Genomic DNA, 20,708 nt, shown 5'->3' on the forward strand with positions numbered 1-20,708 from the left:
TTGGCTAACCACATAACCATAAATTTAAATCTAAACCTCTTATTTTATAACACTGCTTTTACAACTTCGTACTAGGGAATTTTATGCGTATTGACAACCGTGAGCTTAATCAACTTCGCTCAATCAGCTTTGAGCGCCATTATACTAAGCATGCTGAAGGGTCAGTATTGGTCAGTTTTGGCGACACCAAAGTACTGTGCACCGCAAGTGTAGAGTCTGGCGTACCACGCTGGCTCAAGGGTAAAGGCAAAGGCTGGATCACGGCTGAGTATGGCATGTTGCCACGCGCGACCAATACTCGTAATCAACGTGAAGCGGCTCGCGGTAAGCAATCAGGTCGTACCCAAGAAATCCAGCGTTTAATCGGTCGTAGTTTACGTGCCATGATCGATTTGAGTAAGCTTGGTGAAAATACCATTTACCTAGATTGTGATGTCTTACAAGCGGATGGTGGTACTCGTACTGCTAGTGTGACCGGTGCCGCGATTGCCCTTATCGATGCCTTAGAGAGCATCCAAAAAACTAAGAAACTAAAAGCGGATCCATTGATTGGTTTGGTTGCTGCCGTTTCTGTTGGTATGAAAGATGGTAAAGCGTACTTGGATTTAAACTACGAAGAAGATGCCAGCTGTGATACGGATTTGAACGTGGTGATGACCCAAAAAGGCGAATTTATTGAGCTACAAGGGACGGCGGAAGAAAAGCCATTTACTCGTGCTCAAGCTGATGACATGCTTATTCTAGCCGAAAAAGGCATCGCTGAGCTGATTGCTATGCAAAAAACTGCCTTAGGTTGGTAGTCATATAAGACCGCAATACGGCTTACTATTCATATTTTTATAATACTTTCACTGCTTTTTTATAGGTAAACGTGCATGCTTAAGCTGACTGATGACGGCGCCAAAATTACCTTACAAGGACAGCCCCAAGCATTAGACAATGGGTTGTTTTGGTTTGGTGCGGCGTTATTGGTAGGTGCAGTATGCGTCGCGCTGGCGATGAGTTTGTTGCCGGTACGATGGTCAATTGGTGCGCTTGCACTGCTGATTATCGGTAGCTTCTTTTTTAATCGGCAGCGTCAACAGCATAAAAAAGCGACAGCAGGTAATATTAGTAGCGGCATCTTATGGGTGCGTGCTGGTGAGCTGGTACATGACAACCAAGGCAAGCGTATGCCTATTCAGCTAACTGACAGCGATACGATAAGTCTAGTAGGCGAGCAATTAGAAATCGTTGATGAGGATACTAGGCGCAAATATCGTATTAGTGGTTTTGATAATATCCAAGAAGCCACTGCTACCAAAGCGATCTTGCAAGGTCAAACACTGACCAAACGTCATGTTAATATCAAAATGAGCAGCGATTAAGACCTTTATTATTAAAGGTTTTTTTAATGTTAAAGTTTTTTAACCCGCTCATCTTGCCTCGTTTGTGTACCGCTTATCCTGATATTTATACCTTTTATCGTTTATTTAAGCGTGATAAGGCTTGCAGAATCCTGTCCAAATGGTTTATAAGTAAGATTGAAAAATCTCATCATACTTATAATGAATACGGTTATCGCTACTATGGTTATTGATACTATATTGACAAGGAGCTAGTCATGTCGCGTTTGCCCATTTGGTCAATCACAACGTCGTGCAGTGCATTATTACTTACTCTGGGTGCAGTCGGTCAAGTTCACGCCGATAGTATGAGCAGCTTAATTGCTCAAAAATCTTCTCTAACTGATTATAGCGCCCGCTATACACCATCGTACCCCGCTGTCCCTGCTGCTAAAATCAGTACGCGATCCACTATCCAACGTGCTGGTACTTCTAATAGTTATCGTTCGAATACAGACAATACACAACCAAGTTATTCTAATAGTAGCTATGCTAATAAAACCTACTCTAACCAAAATGCTTATGTTAGCAACAACCAACCTAATTATCGTTATCCTGAAGTACAACGCCAAGTATCATCAGTTTTGCCGGCATTTTTATCAGGCAACTATGATAATGTCGATAGCGAGTATCTACCGTTACTCAGTAATGCCGAAACGCAAAGTAGTCTGGCTGCTCGTGAAGTAATTAGCACTGCCCGTAAAATGGCGCTGAACGAGCGTACGATTATTCAAGGCGGCTGCTGGGATTATCTGAATGCAGTATTTAAACGAGCAGGGGTGACGCGCGATACTATCCATAAAGGTACCTATGGTCAAGGTCCTTATGCCAATAGTGGTGAAATCGAAGTTGGTGACTGGCTCTACTATATCAATCATGGTTATAACGGTGTCGAGCACAGCGGATTGTTTGTCGGCTGGGTTGATGAGCAAGCAAAGCAAGCGCTGATATTAAGCTATGCTGGTGAAAGCCGCCGCGAGCCTGCGCGCTATCGTGTTTATGATTTGAGCAATGTCTATCAAATTATGCGCCCGAACGTGTAATATAGACCTTCTTAATCTAGTTTATTCAAACATAAAAAAGCGTCCCTCACTTCATCAAGTGAGGGACGCTTTTTTATTAAGCATTGCCTATACTAGAGCAAATTTTAGAACGGTTTAACCACCACTAGAATCACAATAATGACTAAAGCAAAGACGGGTACTTCATTAAACCAGCGCCAAAATATATGCGACTTATATTGCGGGTTATCGACCAGCTTTTTACGATAAAAACCACAAGCGCCATGATAAGCAGATAATAGAATAACTAGAAAGATCTTTACGTGTAGCCAGCCTTGGGTTTTATAGACGTCCCAACCCAAAAACACCATCCATAACCCAAAAGCCCACGTCGCTATCATAGCTGGCGTCATGATGCCGCGATAGAGCTTGCGCTCCATGATAGTAAAGCGCTCTTGACTGATCTTATCATCGCTCATTGCATGATAGACAAATAGGCGCGGCAAGTAGAAAATCGCTGCAAACCAGCACACCACGGATATAATGTGTGCCGCTTTAATCCAATTAAAATAATCTGCCATGCTGAAGTCTCTTTGGTTATTTTAAGCAATGATAAACGCGGGCAAGCTTAGCGCAGATTATCTGATAATGGTAGCGTTAAGCCAAAACTACTCAGCCTCAGCTAGCCAAAACAACTTGTGATTGATGACCGCTCATGGCGTCCATGACAGGCACTTGCTTTGGTGCGCGAGGAGCGGCAAACTGCTTGGTTAAGCCAAGCTCGCGCATGAGTCTATCATCGCCTGATTGACTGGCGTTACCCGTGGTCAGCAGTTTGTCACCATAAAAGAATGAGTTGGCACCTGCCATAAATGCTAATGCTTGCTCAGCGTCAGATAAGCTTTCGCGACCAGCAGATAAACGTACATAGCTACTTGGACAGCAAATACGTGTCACAGCAATGGTACGAATCCACTCAAGCACTGACAATTGACCTTCTGCCAAGACCTTATCACCGATTGGCGTGCCCTGAATCGGCACCAATAAGTTGACTGGAATAGACTCTGGTGCTTTAGGCATTTTTAGTAGCTCGTGCACCCAGTCAATGCGGTCGTCACGGCTCTCACCCATACCGACGATATTGCCACTACAGACGTTGATACCTGAGTTGCGTACGTTGGTGATGGTATCTAGACGCTCATCGTAGCTGCGCGTACTGACTACTTGCTCATAGTAGCTTCTAGACGTATCCAAATTATGATTGTAGTAATCCAGTCCTGCGTCTGCCAGTTGTGCGGCCTGATCAGTATCTAGCATACCTAGAGTCATACAGGTCTCAAGCCCTAAGGCTTTGACTTCTTTGACCAGCTCGACCACATAAGGCATGTCTTTGGCACTAGGGTGCTTCCATGCTGCGCCCATACAAAATCGTGATGAACCAGTGGCTTTTGCGCGTTTGGCAGCGGCAATCACCTTGTCCACCTCTATGCGCTTCTCAGCGACCAGCTTGGTTTTATCGCGGTGATGACCGGATTGTGAGCAGTAGCCACAATCTTCAGGGCAGTTGCCAGTCTTGATAGACAACAAGGTGCTGATTTGTACTTCATTGGCATTAAAGTTCTGACGATGTATGGTTTGCGCTTGTAATAATAAATCCATCAATGGTAAATCGAACAATTGGGCAATTTGCTCGCGACTGTATTTGCCGGCAGTGGCTTGTGTGGCATCGGTCGGTAGTGATGCTAAAAAATCGTTGTCATTGCTATCAGTGTTGTCATTTGGCTCTGTGATATTAAGCAGTGCTGACATAATATAAATCCTTTTATAAAGATATTAAGCATGGTCATAGAAGATAAACATCGGATGTCGCTCATCTGATTTAATTTTTTAGTAGTACTATCTACAATAAAAAAGGTTGCGCTATAGTATAGCGCAACCTTTTTAGAAAATCAGAAACTAGCGAAGCAGTCATTCAGCTATCAGTAACAGCTATCTATCTATCGCTTCTGATTATTCGATTATTTACCCAACTTGTGCTTAGCAACGCCGACCCAATGGTTGGCAAGTTTTTGTGCTTTATAAGCATATGGCTTGGCTTTTTGGATATAAGGTTTACATTCTTCTGGAATGGCTGGCACGATATGCTTAGCAAGTTTATTGAACCACATCATTAGGCTGTAATCGCCTTCGATGCTTAAGTTGCCTTCTTGTACGGCAGTCATAAAGGCAGGAAGGCTGCCTTTAGTTAAAAGCTTAACGCCTGTCATAGAGTCTTTAAAATTGATAGTCAGGTCAGCTTCTTTAGCATGACCACTATGTTGGCTAAATTCACCATTATCAAAGCTATAATAACGTGCCACATCGGCTTCAGTGCTAGCAAGCTCAATAATAACCTTGCGATCTGCAAGTATTTTTTTAACATCTTCATTATCGCTATCAGCTAGCATAGACAAACGATAACCAATCACGGCTAATAAAACATCTAATGGATCAGACTTAATATCCAAAACCGGTACAGTAAACATAGACAAACTCCTAAAAAATGAGACGCAAATAATGCGTACTTTATAACAATTTTTGTGACAAATATATAAGTAGATTATAAACGATTGCTAGGTGTCAATTCTTTAGGAGTTACGTAGAGAGCCTTAAGTATCTTGTAACATTCGATGACAGCAATATGATAACGCAGGGTTTAATGAAAGCGTGGCTGATAGTCGTCGTCATAGACGGGTGTATGCTCTATATAGCGCGCTGCTTGTAGCTCACGCTCTTGTATCATGCTGCGACTGACATCCTCATAACGTAACGCTCGATACAAGACCCATGCGCCCAAAGGCAGCCAACTGATACCCATAGCAATTACATAATTGTGCCATTCTGACCATAAGAACCAATGTGTCACTAAACTATGAATAATTTCTACGGCTAACCAGTATCCCATGCCGCCAAACAAATACCAAAGCAACCAGCGCTGTGATGACACAGCAATAGCAACAACTGCGATTAAAAATAAACCATAGCCCAATATGGCACTTGTACTCAACGCCTCGCTACCAAATGTAGAAAATATTGTTAATAACATTGTTCATCTCGCTCTTCATAAGGTGAATTCCAACAAGGCTATTATGGAAGTTTGTAGCAGAAAGCTAAAGCCTCTGAAGGCGACTTTGCGACAACAGCTGACGTTTGATTTTTTAAAAGTATTTAGCAAAATAAATGGTAAATCTCACAGTTTTAGACAATAAAAAAACGCCTTAATATGGGCGCTTTTTTTGATGGTAAGATTTAATATAGTGAGTTCAATATAGAAGAGTTATGTTCAGAATAGCATTATGCTGGTATAAATTTCTCTCGCTTGCTGTGCGCTTTGCACTCCAGAGGCTTCGCAAAATTTATCCCAGCAGTACTGTATTCTTTTTAAATTGAATCGACTATAGCAAGAGTAGACAGATACTAAGGACGAGGGCTACGGCGACCCCAAAGCGATAAGGCAGTCACTAGAATGGCACCTAACAGCATCAAGCTCAAGGTCGTTAACCACTCTGCGCCGGTAGGGTAATGCCATGGCATGACGTTATAAATTGCTTCACTATTTAATGTCCCTAGGGCATCTGTTTTCCAAGGCCAGACTTTGACCAACGATCCTGCGATAAAGCCGATAAGTAGCGCTAAAGTTGTTTGATAATAACGGGACAATAACCATTTGAGCATACGGGTAAAGAGCAATAATCCCGTTGCCATACCAGCCACCAATGTAAAGATAATAGCAAAGTTTAAAGTATGAACCGCTTCGAGCACCGTGTCATAAGCACCCATCAACAATAAAATAAAAGATCCTGAGATGCCTGGTAATATCATCGCGCAAATAGCGATCGCACCGGCAACAAACAAATACGGCAAACTTGGCGTCGTATTCATCAGAGGCAAGCTGCTAATGATAACGGCGCTGGCTACTCCAAGCAGGAACAAGAGCGCCCGTCCGATATTCCAGCGCTTAATCTCACTTAATAACAGAAAAACAGTTGCAATGACCAAACCAAAAAAGAATGACCAAATCATTAAAGGCTGATTGTCTAATAAATGCTTAATAACACCGGCAAGCGTTGCAAGGCTGGTGGCAATACCCATCAACAGGAACAATAAAAAAGTGGCATCGACTTGTCGCCATACTGCGATTAAACCTTTCATACCACCCTCTTGGCGAAAGACCTGCCAAAGATTGGGACCCACACTGCTCAAAGCGTTAATTAAGCGCTCGTAAATGCCTGCAATTAGCGCAATCGTACCACCAGAGACGCCCGGTACAATGTCAGCCGCGCCCATTGCCAACCCTCGCACATAGACACCCAGTAATTCCTTGGGGCTATTTTTATAAATCGGGCTACTTTCGTCAGCCGCAGGTTGGTTATCTAACTGGGTGGAAGATGACTGGGCATCTGGCCGTGGTGATTGTGATGCCGTCATGGACAATCCTTTTTATTGGACAAGATAAAGTTACTGGATAAGATAAAAGTTATTGAAAAAGATAAACATGGCAATATGAAATGACAATCGTGAATGGCAGTATAGTAGCGCCAAAAAACACTGTAAAGCAGAAAATAAACCATAAAAGCTGGACCAATTAAAATGTATCAGCCCAGCTTTTGGTTCGATATATTTTATAATTAGCTAAACTTTGCTGCGTTCACTGCTGCGTACAAATGCAGGATAGCCTAGCGCATATAGCACCCCTTCAAGCCCTGTGACATTCACAGCGGCATCGGCGCGCGCTTGTACGATAGGTTTGGCATTAAAAGCCACGCCCAAATCAGCCAGTGCTATCATCGGTAAGTCATTGGCACCGTCACCGATACAAACCACTTGAGACATCGTAATACCTAGGCGTTCAGCCGTATGGGCGACGATAGCCGCTTTTTTAGCCCCATTAACGATAGGCAACTGTATATGACCGGTGACTTCACCTTCTTCGATATCCAATGGGTTGGCGTGCACTTCATCAATACCCAATTGCTCGGCGATATAGCGAGCGAAGTACGTAAAGCCACCGGATACAAGTACCGTATGATAGCCCAAAGCTTTTAGAGCGCTAATGGTAGCCAAGGCACCTGTTGATAAGGTTAAGCGACTGCAAATTTCATCAAGCACGCTGGTTGGAATACCTTGCAATAACGCCACGCGCTGCGCAAAAGATTCATCAAAATCCATCTCGCCCCGCATGGCGGCTTCAGTAATGGCTTCTACTTGCTCGCCAATACCTGCCGTTTTTGCCAGCTCAACGATGACTTCTTGTTCAATCAACGTAGAGTCCATATCAAAGCAGGCAAGCTTATGAGTGCGCAGCATATGACCGACCGATAAGATATGACAATCTACAACATCCAAATGATCGCTTACGACGGCGTTTTGAGCGTTGTTATAAGCTTCAGTCAAGTCGCGACGCAAACGCGTGGTCAATTGGTCATCAATGATATGTGCGGCGGCAGTTTTTTTGGCAGGATGCATCAGGGTATCAGTCACTGGCACCAATAAATAACGGAATACTTGCACATCGATAAATGAACGTTTGGCAAAAGGTTGCGCCGTGTCTACATCAGCAATTTCAACATCTACAAAATTGGCATCCGCATCTTCTGCAACCGTGACCAGATGCCAATTTGGCTGCTCATCAACCCATGATTGCACATACTGGTGGATATCAAGTGAAGATACATGCGTCGGCAATACCACAATCAAAGCAAAAATAGGCAAGGATTGTAGTGCATCAAAATCCTGTAAATTGGTACCCTCTGGTAATAACGAGGCCACGGAATCAACCGCCTGTTGCCATGCTTTGCTGTCTTTTGGTAACGAGTAAGAGGTATTGTTTGGCATCGCTCAATTGTCCCTTGTATGCTGATATAAGATTAGGAATAATAACAGCTTTAGTAAGCAGCGACTATAGATGAGACGCAAAGTATCAGTAGCAAATAAAACAGCAAATAAAACGGCGACTGTTGCAAAAAAATCTCAGTAAAATTGAAATGACTCATTACAAAAAAATTATGATACTCGCTAACGCCATAACCCTTACTATGGTGATATAGTAGATGTCAATGAGTGGGTAAGCGAGTCGTAAATACTGCTTAAATGCTTGCGCCACACATAATTGCACAACATAACTACTGTATGCTGGCAGCGTTAAATAATCAGTCTTATAAAAAAAGATTATTTAGACAATGCGGTATTGAATTGAACAAATATAGCTGCATACTCTTGCAAAAATGAGCGAATGAGCAATAGCCTCGTTTTTTAACTCCATTTATCCAAAAAAGTTTCCCATATCATGACCTATTTAGCGCCGCGGCAAGGGTTGTTTGCCATCATTCTTCTGGTTAGTTTTTGTTTGCAAACCCTATTATTGGTCATCAGTACCGATCAACAGCTGAGCAACAGTCGTGCGCAAAAAGGCGAGCAAATGGTCGCTCAGCTCATTGACGAAGCGCGCCTGTCTTTAGAAAATAAAGACCGCGTCAGCTTAAGTGTCATTGCCAACCGCTATACCAGCGAACAAGACGTAACCCGTATCCTGATTAAAGACAATAATGGCGATATCTTGGTGCCTGTCGGCAATGCGCCGATGCAGCAGGGTGATACCATTAGCCAAATTGCAACCAAAGGCGATGCAGTCATCGGTAGTGTGGCATTGACTCTAAAGGATATTAGCAAGGGTGAAATTATCGCCATGCAATGGCCATTTGTGATTGGTTCAATGGTGCTGCATTTATTGCTGTGGCTGATTTACAGCTATATCGCTCGTCCAACCAGAGAGCAAATCAATGCCATCAGCCGCGATGTTCAAGACTTGCATCGCGAGCAATATACGCAGCTCGACCAGCGTGGTTATGCTCGTGAGCGAGAACGTCGTCAATCAATGTCTGCTGCTGATGGTGATAGTGGTGAGACAGGTACTAGCCAAAGTGATCGTTTGGTCCATGATGGTCAATCTAATGGTCAAGCAGCTGCCAGTACAGCGTATAGCCAGCAACCTAATACGCGTAAATTAGATATTCATAGTGCTGTCAATCAGTATGTCAGAACCCAGCAGAATCAAGATTCGACGCTCGATGATAATACTAACGGTACAACTGCGGATGCTGCCAGTAATATGACAGACAGTGATGTCAATGATCCTACTGCTCATAAAGCAGAAGACAGTAGCCAGAATGCTAACAATCATGTCTCTCGATTGTCTGCCACCAGAGCATTTGATAGTGTCAGCGTCCAGATTGTCTTTCATGATGAGTTTAATATGCTTGAGCGCTTGGCACCGTCTCAACGTCTGCCGTATTTGGCACTCTGTACGCAGCTACTAAACCAAGCGGTGACTGAGTTACTGAAACAGCCATTGTTGCTGGGCGTGAGCGCACTCAATGAACCACAATTTGATGAAAGTGGTGCTTATGTGATGCTTAAAGCAGAGAATAGCCATGCAAAAGTTGCATTGGCAGGCGTGATGCTAGCCAAGCTATATTTGATGCTGAATAAAATTATTCATGATAAGCATATTGAGCTGTCACGATTTGCGCTGCCAGCCAAAGCTGGTGTGAGTGACAATGCCCAAGTCGATGCCATGACGCATCTGCTAGATAGCGTCGGCAAAAAAGAGCAGATGCTGATTTTATTGCCGAATGGTGGTCTTAAACAAATCAGTCATCATGTACAAGTACAAAGCGTCATGCGTCCAACGACGGTTTATGAGCGTGAGTGTGCAATATTCGATGGTGGCAATGATGCGATGATTCAGCGTTTAGCCGATGTACGTAATGCGGTATTGATGATCGATGACTCAGAAGAGTAGGATTAGATACTATATTTAACTTGCAGAAATTGTCTACAATTGCCTGCGCGATAATGACCAATAGTGTCTTGTTGTTGACTTGTAAATGCGTCATAGTAATAAAAAGCATTGACAAGGCTTAATAGAGACTTTATAAGGCATATATATATTGATAACTTTTCAGTAATTTTGCCAAAAAAGATAGGAGTTGGTCATGAGTGATGCTGATATTGATGACGATTTTGATGATGATTTCGTTGATGATGATGATGCAAAGATGGTTGAAGAAGCAGAGACGAGTGTACGTACACGCTTAAGTAGCCTTGAGAAGCGTCGTTTAATTGATAATCTGCTAGAAGAAAAACGTTTGGCTAAAGAGCTAAAAGATGATCTAGACGATATCGATAATTTTGATGAAGATGGCGATGATTGGGATGATGACGAACTTTAATTCGTCATCGCTATAATAAGGTTATCACGCAAATATTTTGCGAATAATTTTTAAGTGTTGATTTGCACTCTTATGGCTATTAGCTAACCATCGTTAACTAATTATCCTAAGTGTGCTGTGCTAAGCTGGTTGGGTTCTGATTTTGATAGTATCAATAGTGAACAGCACCTATTTAACCAGCTATTTCTCACAGCTGTACTTTAGCAATGATTGATTTAAAAAATCTTTGGGTAGATTGACTTATTCAAGATAATCGTCATCTTTATACCTCTCGTTATTTTATATAACCCTTATTTATTGCGCATGACGCAATCCATCTTTTAAGGACAACGACACCATGACCAACCAACTTAGTTTCGATGAACTACTCGATTATTTAGACAACGAAGAAAGCGCATTTGTACTTGATAGTGTTGCGACTCATGGTTTTTTGACTGCGACCGTTATTGGGCGTCCACTGCCTAATTGGTTAGAAGCACTGTTTGAAGATAATGTGAGCGAGATTCCAGCAAACGTGATTGATGGTATTCAGCGCTGGCGCGAGTCGATCATCGCTGAGCTAAAAAACGAGACGCCTATTGAGCTACCGTTTGGTGAAGATGCGGGCAATGAAGAAGTGGCGGTCGATTTTTCTGATGATTCAGATATCGTTGCTTGGTCGATTGGCTTTGTGGATGCAATGTATGGTGATGAAGCCAGTGATTGGATGGAAAACGAAGAGACCGCAGAAGATGTGGCTGTTTTGACCTTGCCGATGATTGTACTGAGTGGTATCGATGATGAAGACCCTGAGCTTGCTGAGATGCGTAAAGACCAAGATAAAATGGTACAAATGGTAAACAGCATTGAAGGCAACTTAACTGAGCTGTTTTTGTTGTTCCATACTAACGACTAAAGAGTTTGCTCAATATAAATTATTTGAGCAATGTGCTTTTTAATGCGTTTTAAAGTATCGCGCTTTTATCTTGAACGGGCGATACGTTTTTATCATTCTGTAAGTCACTAATTCTGTAGGTTACCAATAAGGCTGTACTATGACTGTCCAACTCTCCAATCTTGAGCACTTGCCCAACTATCAGATTACTGAGCGCTTGGATGTGGTATACGGCAGTACCGTGCGCTCAAAGCATGTTGGTAAAGATTTATTTGCGGGTCTAAAAAACATCGTAGGCGGTGAGCTCACTGCCTATACGGAGCTGTTAGAAGAATCGCGTCAAGAGGCGATTGATCGTATGATTGTCAAAGCTGAGGCGTTGGGCGCTGATGCAGTGGTTGGACTGCGTTTTTCGACCTCTAGTATTGCGCAAGGTGCCTCTGAGCTATTTGTTTACGGTACAGCGGTCAAAGCCATACGGATGCCACAACAGCCTGTCTATCAATCAACGAATCAACCGCCGAATCAGTCATCAAATCATCATTCTCAATATGAAGAACCTGTGGCGTCAGTTGCTCAGCCTTCAACAGTAAAGTCACCTGATGATTTACCACGCTTTAATCCTTTTGGTGAATAAGACTACGTTCAAGTACTGACAGGTAGCCTTTTTGATGATAAGAGACGTTCCATGAATCAATCGTTCAGCCAAATGTTGATGAACTATGCGCCGCTGCTGGTCTTATTTATAGTTGGCTGGTTTTTTGGTGCGCGTCATGAGCGTCAGCATTTGGCAAGATTGACGATTGCCGAAGCTGAATTGAGCCATATTATTGTCTCAAGTGAGCGTTTTTATGTACCAAAACTGGTCTCGCAGTCTGAGAGTGAGTTGGTGCTTGGTAGCGTCGTTATTGCGCAAGATTATTTTAAAATGGTCATTGCCAAAGTGCTGAGTTTCTTTGGTAAAAATCTCACCACCTATGAGACCTTGCTTGATCGTGCCCGCCGTGAAGCTCTAGTACGTATGCGCACCCAAGCACAGGCAAAAGGCTATAATCATATTTATGGTTTGCGTCTTGAAGTCAGTAATATAAATCAATTGGGTAGTATGGTCGAAGCGATCGCTTACGGTACGGCAGTGCTTAGTACTGGAAATTCTACATAGCTATTTAACTAAAAGTATTTAACGCCAATTATCAAAATCCAAATTATCCAAAAGCTCACATTAAACACTCTCATTTAATCTCGTTACAATCCCTTTTACTCCTACTCAATCTCTGTATTCTGCATTTGACTGGCGAGTTGTTGAATAAAACAGCTAAACCTAACTTTTGACCTATATACTCCCCTTATAAATTCTTAATTGTTGATAGTTAGCAATAGCATGCTATGAGATATGCTATAAAAGAATGGTTTAAAACGGGTGATGTCCGTTATCTATAAGCATTAGCAGGTAGTGACAAGCGTATTAGCAAGGATTGCTAATCAGGCATCATTGAATCATTATAAATTGACCTAGCAATAGGTCTTATCTACAGGGATGTAGTTATGGAAAGTCTGGCTCTAGTCACCTTAGTAAATAGCGTTGTTATTCCTATTTGCTTGTTTTTAATCATGATGGGTATGGGTTTGACCCTTATTACCAATGATTTTAAACGGGTATTAAAATACCCAAAAGCCGTTGGTATTGGCTTGACCAATCAGCTGATACTGTTGCCAATTATTGGCTTTGCCCTAGCTAATATCATGCCATTACGCCCAGAATACGCCGTCGGAGTTATGCTCCTCGTTCTGTGTCCGGGCGGCACTACCTCAAACTTATTTACCTATTTGGCTAAAGGCGATGTGGCGCTGTCGGTGACGATGACAGCGATTGCCAGCGTTATTACGGTATTTACCATTCCCATTGTACTGAGTTTTTCATTGATTTATTTTATGGGCAGCGGTAGTGAGTTTGAATTGCCGGTAGTAAAAACCGTGCTTACCTTAGTGGTACTGACGATTGTACCTATTAGCATTGGGATGCTGATTAAACGCTACGCACCAAAAGTCGCCGATCGCTCACAAGTCTATGTGTCTCGATTTGGGGTGATATTTTTAACGTTTTTAGTGCTGTTTTTGTGTTATGTACAACGCGATATCATTGTCGATGCCTTTATCGCTACCGGCCCTGTATCGCTATTATTAAACCTCTCGACCATGGCGCTCGGTTATTATAGTAGCAAATGGTTCGGTCTTAACTTAGCGCAAAGGACTTCGGTGACACTAGAAGTCGGTCTACAAAACAGTACCTTGTCGATATTTATGGCATTAACGCTATTATCTAACTACGATATGTCGATGATGCCAGCTATTTATACCTTGGTAATGTTCCTAACGGCAGGCATTTCGGTGCGTATATTTAGCGCTCGGCACAATAAGCTGAGAAAGTCTGAGATAGAAATTAGTGTGTTGGCAGCGCGTATGCTGTAAGTGGAAATGTGTGGTTTATCATAATTAAGCACTCACAATTGCTCGATTATCATTTTTTAGTTATAAAGCTGCATAACCGCTTTAGATATAGTCAGTGCTAAATAAAATAAGTACAAATGTTATAACGGGCTACTGTGGTAAATTTTGCTTGCTTGCTGTGTGCTTTGCACTCTCGAGGCTGCGTAAAACTTATCCCAGCAGCCCTATACTATTCTTAAATGGAATTGATTATAGTTAACGTCGGTTATGGAATTTACGCGCCCGATTTAAAAATACCGTACTAATTATCTCTAGTAAGGTCCACGGATATTGTTTTGTGCTTCTAACTTATCCTTAGCTGTTTCTTCCTTTACTTTGGCTAATTCGAATAGGAAGGTACGGTTTTTAAGTATCGCGACAAACACCACGCCGCCGACGGTATTGCCGACCAACACCACGGCTAAAAACATCAAATAACGCCCTAAGCTGACGGTATTGCCATAAAGCAAGGCTGAGAATACTTCGATATTACCCACGATACTATGATGCAAACCCAAAAAGCCGATACTGCCAGTAATAAGCGTCACCAAGACGATGCGGCTAAGGGTATCGCGCGCTGAGGTCACAAGCCACGCGGTGACGCCCATCATCCAGCCTGCCAAAATAGCACTGCCAAATATTACCCACCATCTAAACCCTAAGATATGCTCGGCGTAAATATCAATATCGCTGACGCTAAATAGCTGCATATTTAAACCTAAACCTATCATTAATGCAGCAAATAAACAGCCGCCAACGACGTTGCCAGCGATGACAATGGCCCACAGGCGTAGCAGCTTATTGAGCGGTTCGATTTTATTGAGCACAGGTAGGCTTAAGAGTGAGGTTTGTTCGGTAAATAATAGCGACTGACCGATGACGACGATGATAAAACCAATCGGGTAAAGTAGGGAGGCGAGTACAACAGCATAATGGCTCGGTAGCACGCCACTCAAAAGCGCAAAAGCCGCTAAAATCATAAAAAAGCTGATGCCAATCTCAAGGCCAGCGGTAAAAGCACTGGTAAATAGTGAGCCAAGTGAGCGCTCAAAAGTTTCTCTGGCATCCATCACTTGCTCAACTAAGATACTGGCATAGCTTTTTGCTTGACTTAAATTGTCATCATTAGCGACTTTTTTGATGGTGTCTTGGTCTTCTTTGCTAATATCCTCAGAGAAGTCTTCGTATTCCAATTTTTCTTTTGCATTAGTGTCGTCTGGCGTATCCGCATCGCTAATATCTTTATTATTATTACTAGATGGATGATAAGCGCTCTCATCAATCAAGCGCTTATCATCTATCTTGTCAGCTTTAGAGTGGCTGCTATTGTTATAAGTGTGCTCAGTATCTTGGGACACAGTTGGCTCGCTATTTATCGGGCTATCATTTTAGGATAAAAACGCCATTTATTATGCTATACGATAACTATATAAGTTCTCGCATCACCTGTATTTTATAACACGACTAGGATTTATTTTGTGGGAAGTTCAGCCGATTGCAGTTGTTTATTGGTATTTTCTGCTATTTGCTGGTGTTAGGGGCGTAATGACGCGCTGTAAGGCTGATAAATTGCCTTAGCATCTAACAAAATCTGCCTATCTGCGTTAAAATCACTCTATTCATTATTTTCCTAATTTTTAACGTATTTATTTGACCACATTCATTATTCACAAAAGACCTTTTTATTATGAGCACTTCTGATATTCAAAGCAGCAAAACTAACCTGACCCAATCTATCCAAGCAGCGCTTAGCCAACTTGAAAACGCCTATAATCCTGCGGAAGTCGAAGCAGGCATGTATCAAGGCTGGGAAGAAAGCGGCTATTTTCAGCCGACTTTTGACAAAGATGAGTCGTTTTCTATTGCCTTGCCACCACCGAACGTCACTGGCTCGCTACATATGGGTCATGGTTTTAACAATGCAATCATGGATGCGCTCACGCGTTATCACCGCATGGATGGTGACAATACGCTGTGGCAACCGGGTACGGATCATGCGGGTATCGCCACTCAAATGGTCGTTGAGCGTCGTCTGGAGGCTCAAGGTATCAAGCGCCGTGATATGACGCGTGAAGACTTCATCGATAAAGTGTGGGAATGGAAAGAAGAGTCGGGCGGCAATATCACCAGCCAAATTCGCCGTTTGGGCAGCTCGGTTGATTGGTCACGTGAGCGCTTTACCATGGATGACGGTCTGTCTAACGCGGTAAAAGAAGTGTTCGTTCGTCTGTTTGACGACGGCCTTATCTATCGTGGTAAGCGTTTGGTCAACTGGGATCCAAAGTTTCAAACCGCGCTATCTGATTTAGAAGTTGAAAACGTTGATGAAAAAGGCAGCTTATGGCATTTCCGTTATCATTTCACGGATGCAGAGCTAACCACTCAAGATGGTAAAAACTACCTCGTCGTAGCGACCACGCGTCCTGAAACGCTCCTTGGTGATACTGCTGTTGCGGTCAATCCTAGCGATGAGCGTTATGCACATTTAGTCGGCAAAACTATTACTTTACCAATCACGGGTCGCGTCGTGCCTATCGTCGCTGATGATTATGTCGAAAAAGACTTCGGTACTGGCTGTGTGAAAATAACTCCAGCGCATGATTTCAACGATTATGAATTGGGTCGTCGTCATAGCTTGCCATTAATTAATATTCTTGATGAGCGCGCCAATATTTTGCCAGCGATGGAAGTCTATCCTGACTTGCAGACACGTGAGCCAGAATTAGAGACCACGCCAAGCGAGTACGCAGGACTTGAGCGTTTTGCTGCGCGTAAGTTCCTTGTCGAGCGAGCAGGCGAGCAGGGCTGGCTAGAAGATATCGAAGACTACGCACTCAAAGCCCCACGTGCTGAGCGTGGCGGTACGATCGTTGAGCCGTGGTTGACCGATCAGTGGTATGTCGCGGTAAAAGAGCTTGCCAAGCCTGCGATTGACGCGGTAGAAGACGGCAGCATCGAGTTCGTCCCTGCGCAGTACAAAAACATGTATATGTCGTGGATGACCGATCTGCAAGACTGGTGCATCAGCCGTCAGTTATGGTGGGGTCATCGTATCCCTGCATGGTATGACGATGCGACGGGTGAAATCTATGTCGCCCGTGACGAAGCCGAAGTACGTAGTAAATACATTCTCAGCGATGATATCGTATTACGCCAAGATAATGACGTGCTCGATACGTGGTTCAGTTCTGGTCTATGGACGTTCAGTACGCTTGACTGGGCAGACGTCAACGCTGATCCACGTGTGATGGACACCTTCCACCCAACCAGCGTGTTGGTGACAGGCTTTGATATCATCTTCTTTTGGGTGGCCCGCATGATCATGATGACCATGCACTTCGTGAAAAACGAAGATGGCACGCCGCAAGTACCGTTTAAGACCGTTTATGTGCATGGTCTGGTACGTGATGGCAATGGTCAAAAAATGTCAAAATCAAAAGGCAATGTCTTAGATCCGATTGACCTAATCGACGGTATTGATCTAGAAGCGCTGGTCGAAAAACGAACCAGCAATATGATGAATCCGAAAGATGCGGCCAAAATCGAAAAGCAAACGCGTAAAGAGTTTCCTGAAGGCATCCCAGCCTTTGGTACGGATGCATTGCGCTTTACCTTTACATCCCTTGCCAGTACCGGTCGCGATATCAACTTTGATCTAAAGCGTGTCGAGGGCTATCGTAACTTCTGTAATAAAATCTGGAACGCCAGCCGTTTTGTACTTATGAACTGTGTCGATGGTGACAGCAACGCCAAGCCTATCGACCAAGTGGCGAACCCTGACGTGTGGGAATTACCAGAGAAGTGGATCATGAGTCGTCTGAACTCTACCGTTGCCGATATCCATCAGCATTTCGCTCAGTATCGTCTCGATATGGTCAGCCAAGATATCTATGAGTTCATCTGGAACGAGTACTGTGATTGGTACGTTGAGCTTGCCAAAGCCAGTCTGAATGATGACTCGGTATCTGACGAGCGTAAAGCACAAATCCGCTATGTGCTGCTGCACGTGCTAGAGACGGCGCTACGCTTTAGCCATCCAATCATGCCGTATCTGACCGAGCAAATCTGGCAGACGGTCGCACCGCTACTGGGTCGTAAAAACACGGACAGCATCGTGGTCGCTGACTATCCAAAAACAGATGAGGCACAAATCAGTGAGCAGGTAGAGGCGGATATGGCGTGGCTACAGGAGCTAATCGCTAGCGTCCGTAACATCCGTGGTGAGATGAAATTGGGCAATGCGGTACGTCTGCCAGTGCTACTACAAAATATCTCTGCTGATGAAGATGCGCGTCTGTCACGTATCAAAAACCAGTTCAAAGCGCTTGCCAAAGTCGAGAGCTTAGAGATAGTGAAAGAAGGCGATGAAGTACCGCTATCGTCATCAAGTATGGTCGGTCAGCTACGTGTACTCGTACCGATGAAAGGACTAATCGATCCAACGGCTGAGCTGGCGCGTTTAGGTAAGTCATATGACAAGCTGAAAGGTCAAGCCGACGGTATCGCACGTAAGCTAGGTAATGAAGGCTTTGTGAGTAAAGCACCTGTGGAAGTGGTCGATGCTGAGAAGGCGAAACTGGCTGAGCTAGAAGGGCAGTTGACGGCGATGACGGCACAGATGGAGCAGTTAAAAGCGTTGTAAATTATAATCTGCAAGCATGACTAACTATTTGCAACAGCATGGCTTATGATAAGATTTATCATAAGCCATTTTTTTCGTAACCTATAAGCACTATTGATGATAACCCAATCAAAAACTGGAATGTATTCATGGATAGTATCTATTTCAAGCTTATTGTTATCGTTCTACTACTGGCTATCCCTAGCTATAAAGAGGTCACTGGAGTGTTCTATTAAGATAGTGCGTATATCAAAGCAGCGAGGAAGTAGAAGGCGTTGTTTAAGAAGAATGACTATAGTAAATAAGAAATCGAGTTATCCGATAAGATAAATGTGGTGATTGACGGTTTGAGAAGAGAGATAGAGAGTAATGAGTTGTTGGGTTAGGGGTAAGCAGCTTCGTGAAATATATGTCTTAGTATTGAACATTAGGAAAGCCGATGAAATTATTGAACCAATTAAAAATGGTGCTTTTGATAAAAAGTCGATCATTCTAAACATCGCTATCTCAAACCTAGCCTAGAGTACGAAGAATATTTAGAATTTATAAGAATATTATAAAAAATATAGCGTGATTTCTATTTTGAAAAGGACAATGTACAACATGCCAGACCGTTTGTGCTTATAGTTCTCGAAAGTAAAGTAACCCTTAGATTTTTACCTTATTCTAAGTAGGATTAAACTATAAAATATTATTAAATAAAAGGCCACCTATCTATTGAACAGGTGGCCTTTTATTTAATAAACTCTACATCATAGAAATATATTCTATATTAAACTTTAAAAATTTAGGCATAATTTTTTTTGATAGAGTTATTATCTTTAGTATTAGAATTTAATAGAATGTTAGATAGAAAACTAATTGATTTATGCCTTTTAGCAATTCTATCATTATCTATTCTATTATCATTAGAAGAAACTATCACTACTACTTTTCTTTCTTTGGTATTATTTGTCATAGAAAGACTCCTTTATATAAAGTTCTACTAACCCTTCTTATGTCTTTTCATAGCGAAAAGATACAATTCAAGTTCAACTCGATCACCAAACTCATTTAGAATCATTGCAATATGCTTGGCTTCGACAGTGTTTGTAGGTGAACAAAGGTAAGTACCATATGATACTATAGAGAAAACATACTTGTAAGTAACTTCTTGAATCTTTATTGTAACGGGCTTACAGTAAATTGAACCTACGTTTTTCGCTTCTTTTGAACGGTTAGATTCAAAAAATTTCTGTTGGCTAATACCTTCTTCTAATTCAGCTAAAAACATAGAATCCCCACTTTCAATAGCTTTTTTTGCTAAGGAATCACTATTCATTATTAGATTAGCATCAGAATGTTCCCTTTGTCTATCGGACTGTATTATATATTTCCAATTTTGACTATCATCGTCTTTCTTTTTTATGCTTCCTAACACAGTCATTTCTATTTGGTTTCTTTTAACCCCATAAAATTCAAAGAACTCGCGAGATTGAGACATTATATACTTAATCTGTTCATCAGGATGTGTGATTTCGTCGAAAAACCTAATGCTTTTTTTATTTTTGTCTAGATTGCTAGCTTTGTCATAAAATCGAGTTCTTTTAGTGTAAACGATATTCCTTATAACTAATATGAACTTATTTAAGACGAGTCTTTCTTCATACTTATATTTGCTAGCTAGATGGTCAAGGTATGCTTTGATGATTACGCTAACTATAGTCATAATCACTAAAACACTATAAGCTATGGAATGAAAATATTCATATTCTACTATCCATTGCCATTTCTCTCCCCAAATATCAAGAGTTCCATAATAAAGTCCCAAAAAAATAGCTAATGAAGAGTTTAGCCAAGAATTTTGGAAGATTCTTTCGAAAAAACTAAACGCTTTATATTTGTTCAAGCTAATTCTCGAGTATATTTAAAAAAGTTTCTAATACGTAACTAGGTATTTATAAATTTTCAGTATTCTAAAGGCTTAGTAAACAAATATCAATAATTTCCTTATAATTGTTGTATTCATAGCCATTTAGTTCTACTAAGACAGTAGCTTTCAAATTCCGCTTTACACCTTATTCATCAGTG

General features: G+C 42.2%; 19 protein-coding genes. 10 read left to right on the top strand and 9 right to left on the bottom strand.

Annotation, left to right across the window (positions count from 1 at the left end):
* Positions 1–83 precede the first annotated feature (83 nt).
* From rph to FQ082_RS02890, 3 genes are all read left to right on the top strand, one after another.
* A complete protein-coding gene (rph, locus tag FQ082_RS02880; RefSeq protein WP_011514467.1) occupies positions 84–800 on the top strand; it encodes a ribonuclease PH in 717 nt (238 codons plus the stop codon).
* 75 nt (positions 801–875) lie between these two features.
* Entirely contained in the window at positions 876–1,367 is a 492-nt protein-coding gene (locus FQ082_RS02885) for a hypothetical protein (protein ID WP_149491976.1), read from the top strand.
* A 236-nt stretch (positions 1,368–1,603) separates the two neighbouring features.
* Positions 1,604–2,428, top strand: coding sequence for a hypothetical protein (locus FQ082_RS02890; RefSeq protein WP_149491977.1), 825 nt, complete (start codon positions 1,604–1,606; stop codon positions 2,426–2,428).
* Between the two features lie 104 nt (positions 2,429–2,532).
* On the opposite strand, the gene hemJ is transcribed toward FQ082_RS02890, so the two are convergent.
* The 6 genes from hemJ to serB form a co-directional block, all read right to left on the bottom strand.
* Complete coding sequence (gene hemJ, locus FQ082_RS02895; protein ID WP_149491978.1) at positions 2,533–2,967, bottom strand: protoporphyrinogen oxidase HemJ; 435 nt, start codon at positions 2,965–2,967, stop codon at positions 2,533–2,535.
* A 97-nt stretch (positions 2,968–3,064) separates the two neighbouring features.
* Positions 3,065–4,195, bottom strand: a complete 1,131-nt coding sequence (gene bioB, locus FQ082_RS02900; protein ID WP_149491979.1) for a biotin synthase BioB — start codon at positions 4,193–4,195, stop codon at positions 3,065–3,067.
* A gap of 209 nt (positions 4,196–4,404) precedes the next feature.
* Positions 4,405–4,911, bottom strand: a complete 507-nt coding sequence (locus FQ082_RS02905) for a hypothetical protein (protein ID WP_011514462.1) — start codon at positions 4,909–4,911, stop codon at positions 4,405–4,407.
* Positions 4,912–5,081: 170 nt separating this feature from the next.
* Positions 5,082–5,471 carry an AciT family ciprofloxacin tolerance protein gene (aciT, locus tag FQ082_RS02910; RefSeq protein WP_149491980.1) on the bottom strand — a complete coding sequence of 130 codons (390 nt, stop codon included), beginning with the start codon at positions 5,469–5,471 and terminating at the stop codon, positions 5,082–5,084.
* A gap of 371 nt (positions 5,472–5,842) precedes the next feature.
* Positions 5,843–6,853 (bottom strand): DUF368 domain-containing protein, encoded by a 1,011-nt coding sequence (locus FQ082_RS02915; protein WP_149491981.1) that lies wholly within the window; start codon positions 6,851–6,853, stop codon positions 5,843–5,845.
* A gap of 204 nt (positions 6,854–7,057) precedes the next feature.
* A complete protein-coding gene (gene serB, locus FQ082_RS02920) occupies positions 7,058–8,260 on the bottom strand; it encodes a phosphoserine phosphatase SerB (RefSeq protein WP_149491982.1) in 1,203 nt (400 codons plus the stop codon).
* Between the two features lie 451 nt (positions 8,261–8,711).
* Here serB and FQ082_RS02925 point away from each other — a divergent pair, with 451 nt between their 5' ends.
* The 6 genes from FQ082_RS02925 to FQ082_RS02950 all read left to right on the top strand — a co-directional run bounded on the left by FQ082_RS02925 (position 8,712) and on the right by FQ082_RS02950 (position 13,999).
* Positions 8,712–10,226 carry a hypothetical protein gene (locus FQ082_RS02925; RefSeq protein ID WP_149491983.1) on the top strand — a complete coding sequence of 505 codons (1,515 nt, stop codon included), beginning with the start codon at positions 8,712–8,714 and terminating at the stop codon, positions 10,224–10,226.
* Positions 10,227–10,419: 193 nt separating this feature from the next.
* Entirely contained in the window at positions 10,420–10,656 is a 237-nt protein-coding gene (locus FQ082_RS02930; protein WP_011281113.1) for a PA3496 family putative envelope integrity protein, read from the top strand.
* Between the two features lie 337 nt (positions 10,657–10,993).
* The gene (locus FQ082_RS02935) at positions 10,994–11,551 is read left to right on the top strand and encodes a UPF0149 family protein (protein WP_020444290.1); all 558 of its coding nucleotides are present in this window, start codon (positions 10,994–10,996) and stop codon (positions 11,549–11,551) included.
* A gap of 139 nt (positions 11,552–11,690) precedes the next feature.
* Positions 11,691–12,167 (top strand): YbjQ family protein, encoded by a 477-nt coding sequence (locus FQ082_RS02940; protein WP_149491984.1) that lies wholly within the window; start codon positions 11,691–11,693, stop codon positions 12,165–12,167.
* Positions 12,168–12,218: 51 nt separating this feature from the next.
* The gene (locus FQ082_RS02945; RefSeq protein ID WP_149491985.1) at positions 12,219–12,692 is read left to right on the top strand and encodes a YbjQ family protein; all 474 of its coding nucleotides are present in this window, start codon (positions 12,219–12,221) and stop codon (positions 12,690–12,692) included.
* 383 nt (positions 12,693–13,075) lie between these two features.
* On the top strand, positions 13,076–13,999 hold the full coding sequence (locus FQ082_RS02950; protein ID WP_149491986.1) for a bile acid:sodium symporter family protein: 924 nt from the start codon (positions 13,076–13,078) through the stop codon (positions 13,997–13,999).
* Positions 14,000–14,289: 290 nt separating this feature from the next.
* Here the strand turns inward: FQ082_RS02950 and FQ082_RS02955 are convergent, their stop codons facing one another.
* Positions 14,290–15,375, bottom strand: a complete 1,086-nt coding sequence (locus FQ082_RS02955) for a formate/nitrite transporter family protein (RefSeq protein ID WP_149491987.1) — start codon at positions 15,373–15,375, stop codon at positions 14,290–14,292.
* A gap of 329 nt (positions 15,376–15,704) precedes the next feature.
* Between FQ082_RS02955 and FQ082_RS02960 the strand changes: the two genes are divergently transcribed.
* Positions 15,705–18,659 carry a valine--tRNA ligase gene (locus FQ082_RS02960; protein WP_149491988.1) on the top strand — a complete coding sequence of 985 codons (2,955 nt, stop codon included), beginning with the start codon at positions 15,705–15,707 and terminating at the stop codon, positions 18,657–18,659.
* A gap of 766 nt (positions 18,660–19,425) precedes the next feature.
* Here the strand turns inward: FQ082_RS02960 and FQ082_RS12975 are convergent.
* Together FQ082_RS12975 and FQ082_RS02965 are read right to left on the bottom strand one after the other, a co-directional pair.
* Positions 19,426–19,596, bottom strand: a complete 171-nt coding sequence (locus FQ082_RS12975) for a hypothetical protein (protein WP_188018900.1) — start codon at positions 19,594–19,596, stop codon at positions 19,426–19,428.
* A 27-nt stretch (positions 19,597–19,623) separates the two neighbouring features.
* Positions 19,624–20,526: a hypothetical protein gene (locus FQ082_RS02965; RefSeq protein WP_149491989.1), complete on the bottom strand. Its 903-nt coding sequence runs from the start codon at positions 20,524–20,526 to the stop codon at positions 19,624–19,626.
* Positions 20,527–20,708: the final 182 nt, after the last annotated feature.

Source organism: Psychrobacter sp. ANT_H56B, assembly GCF_008369245.1.
GTDB lineage: Bacteria > Pseudomonadota > Gammaproteobacteria > Pseudomonadales > Moraxellaceae > Psychrobacter > Psychrobacter cryohalolentis.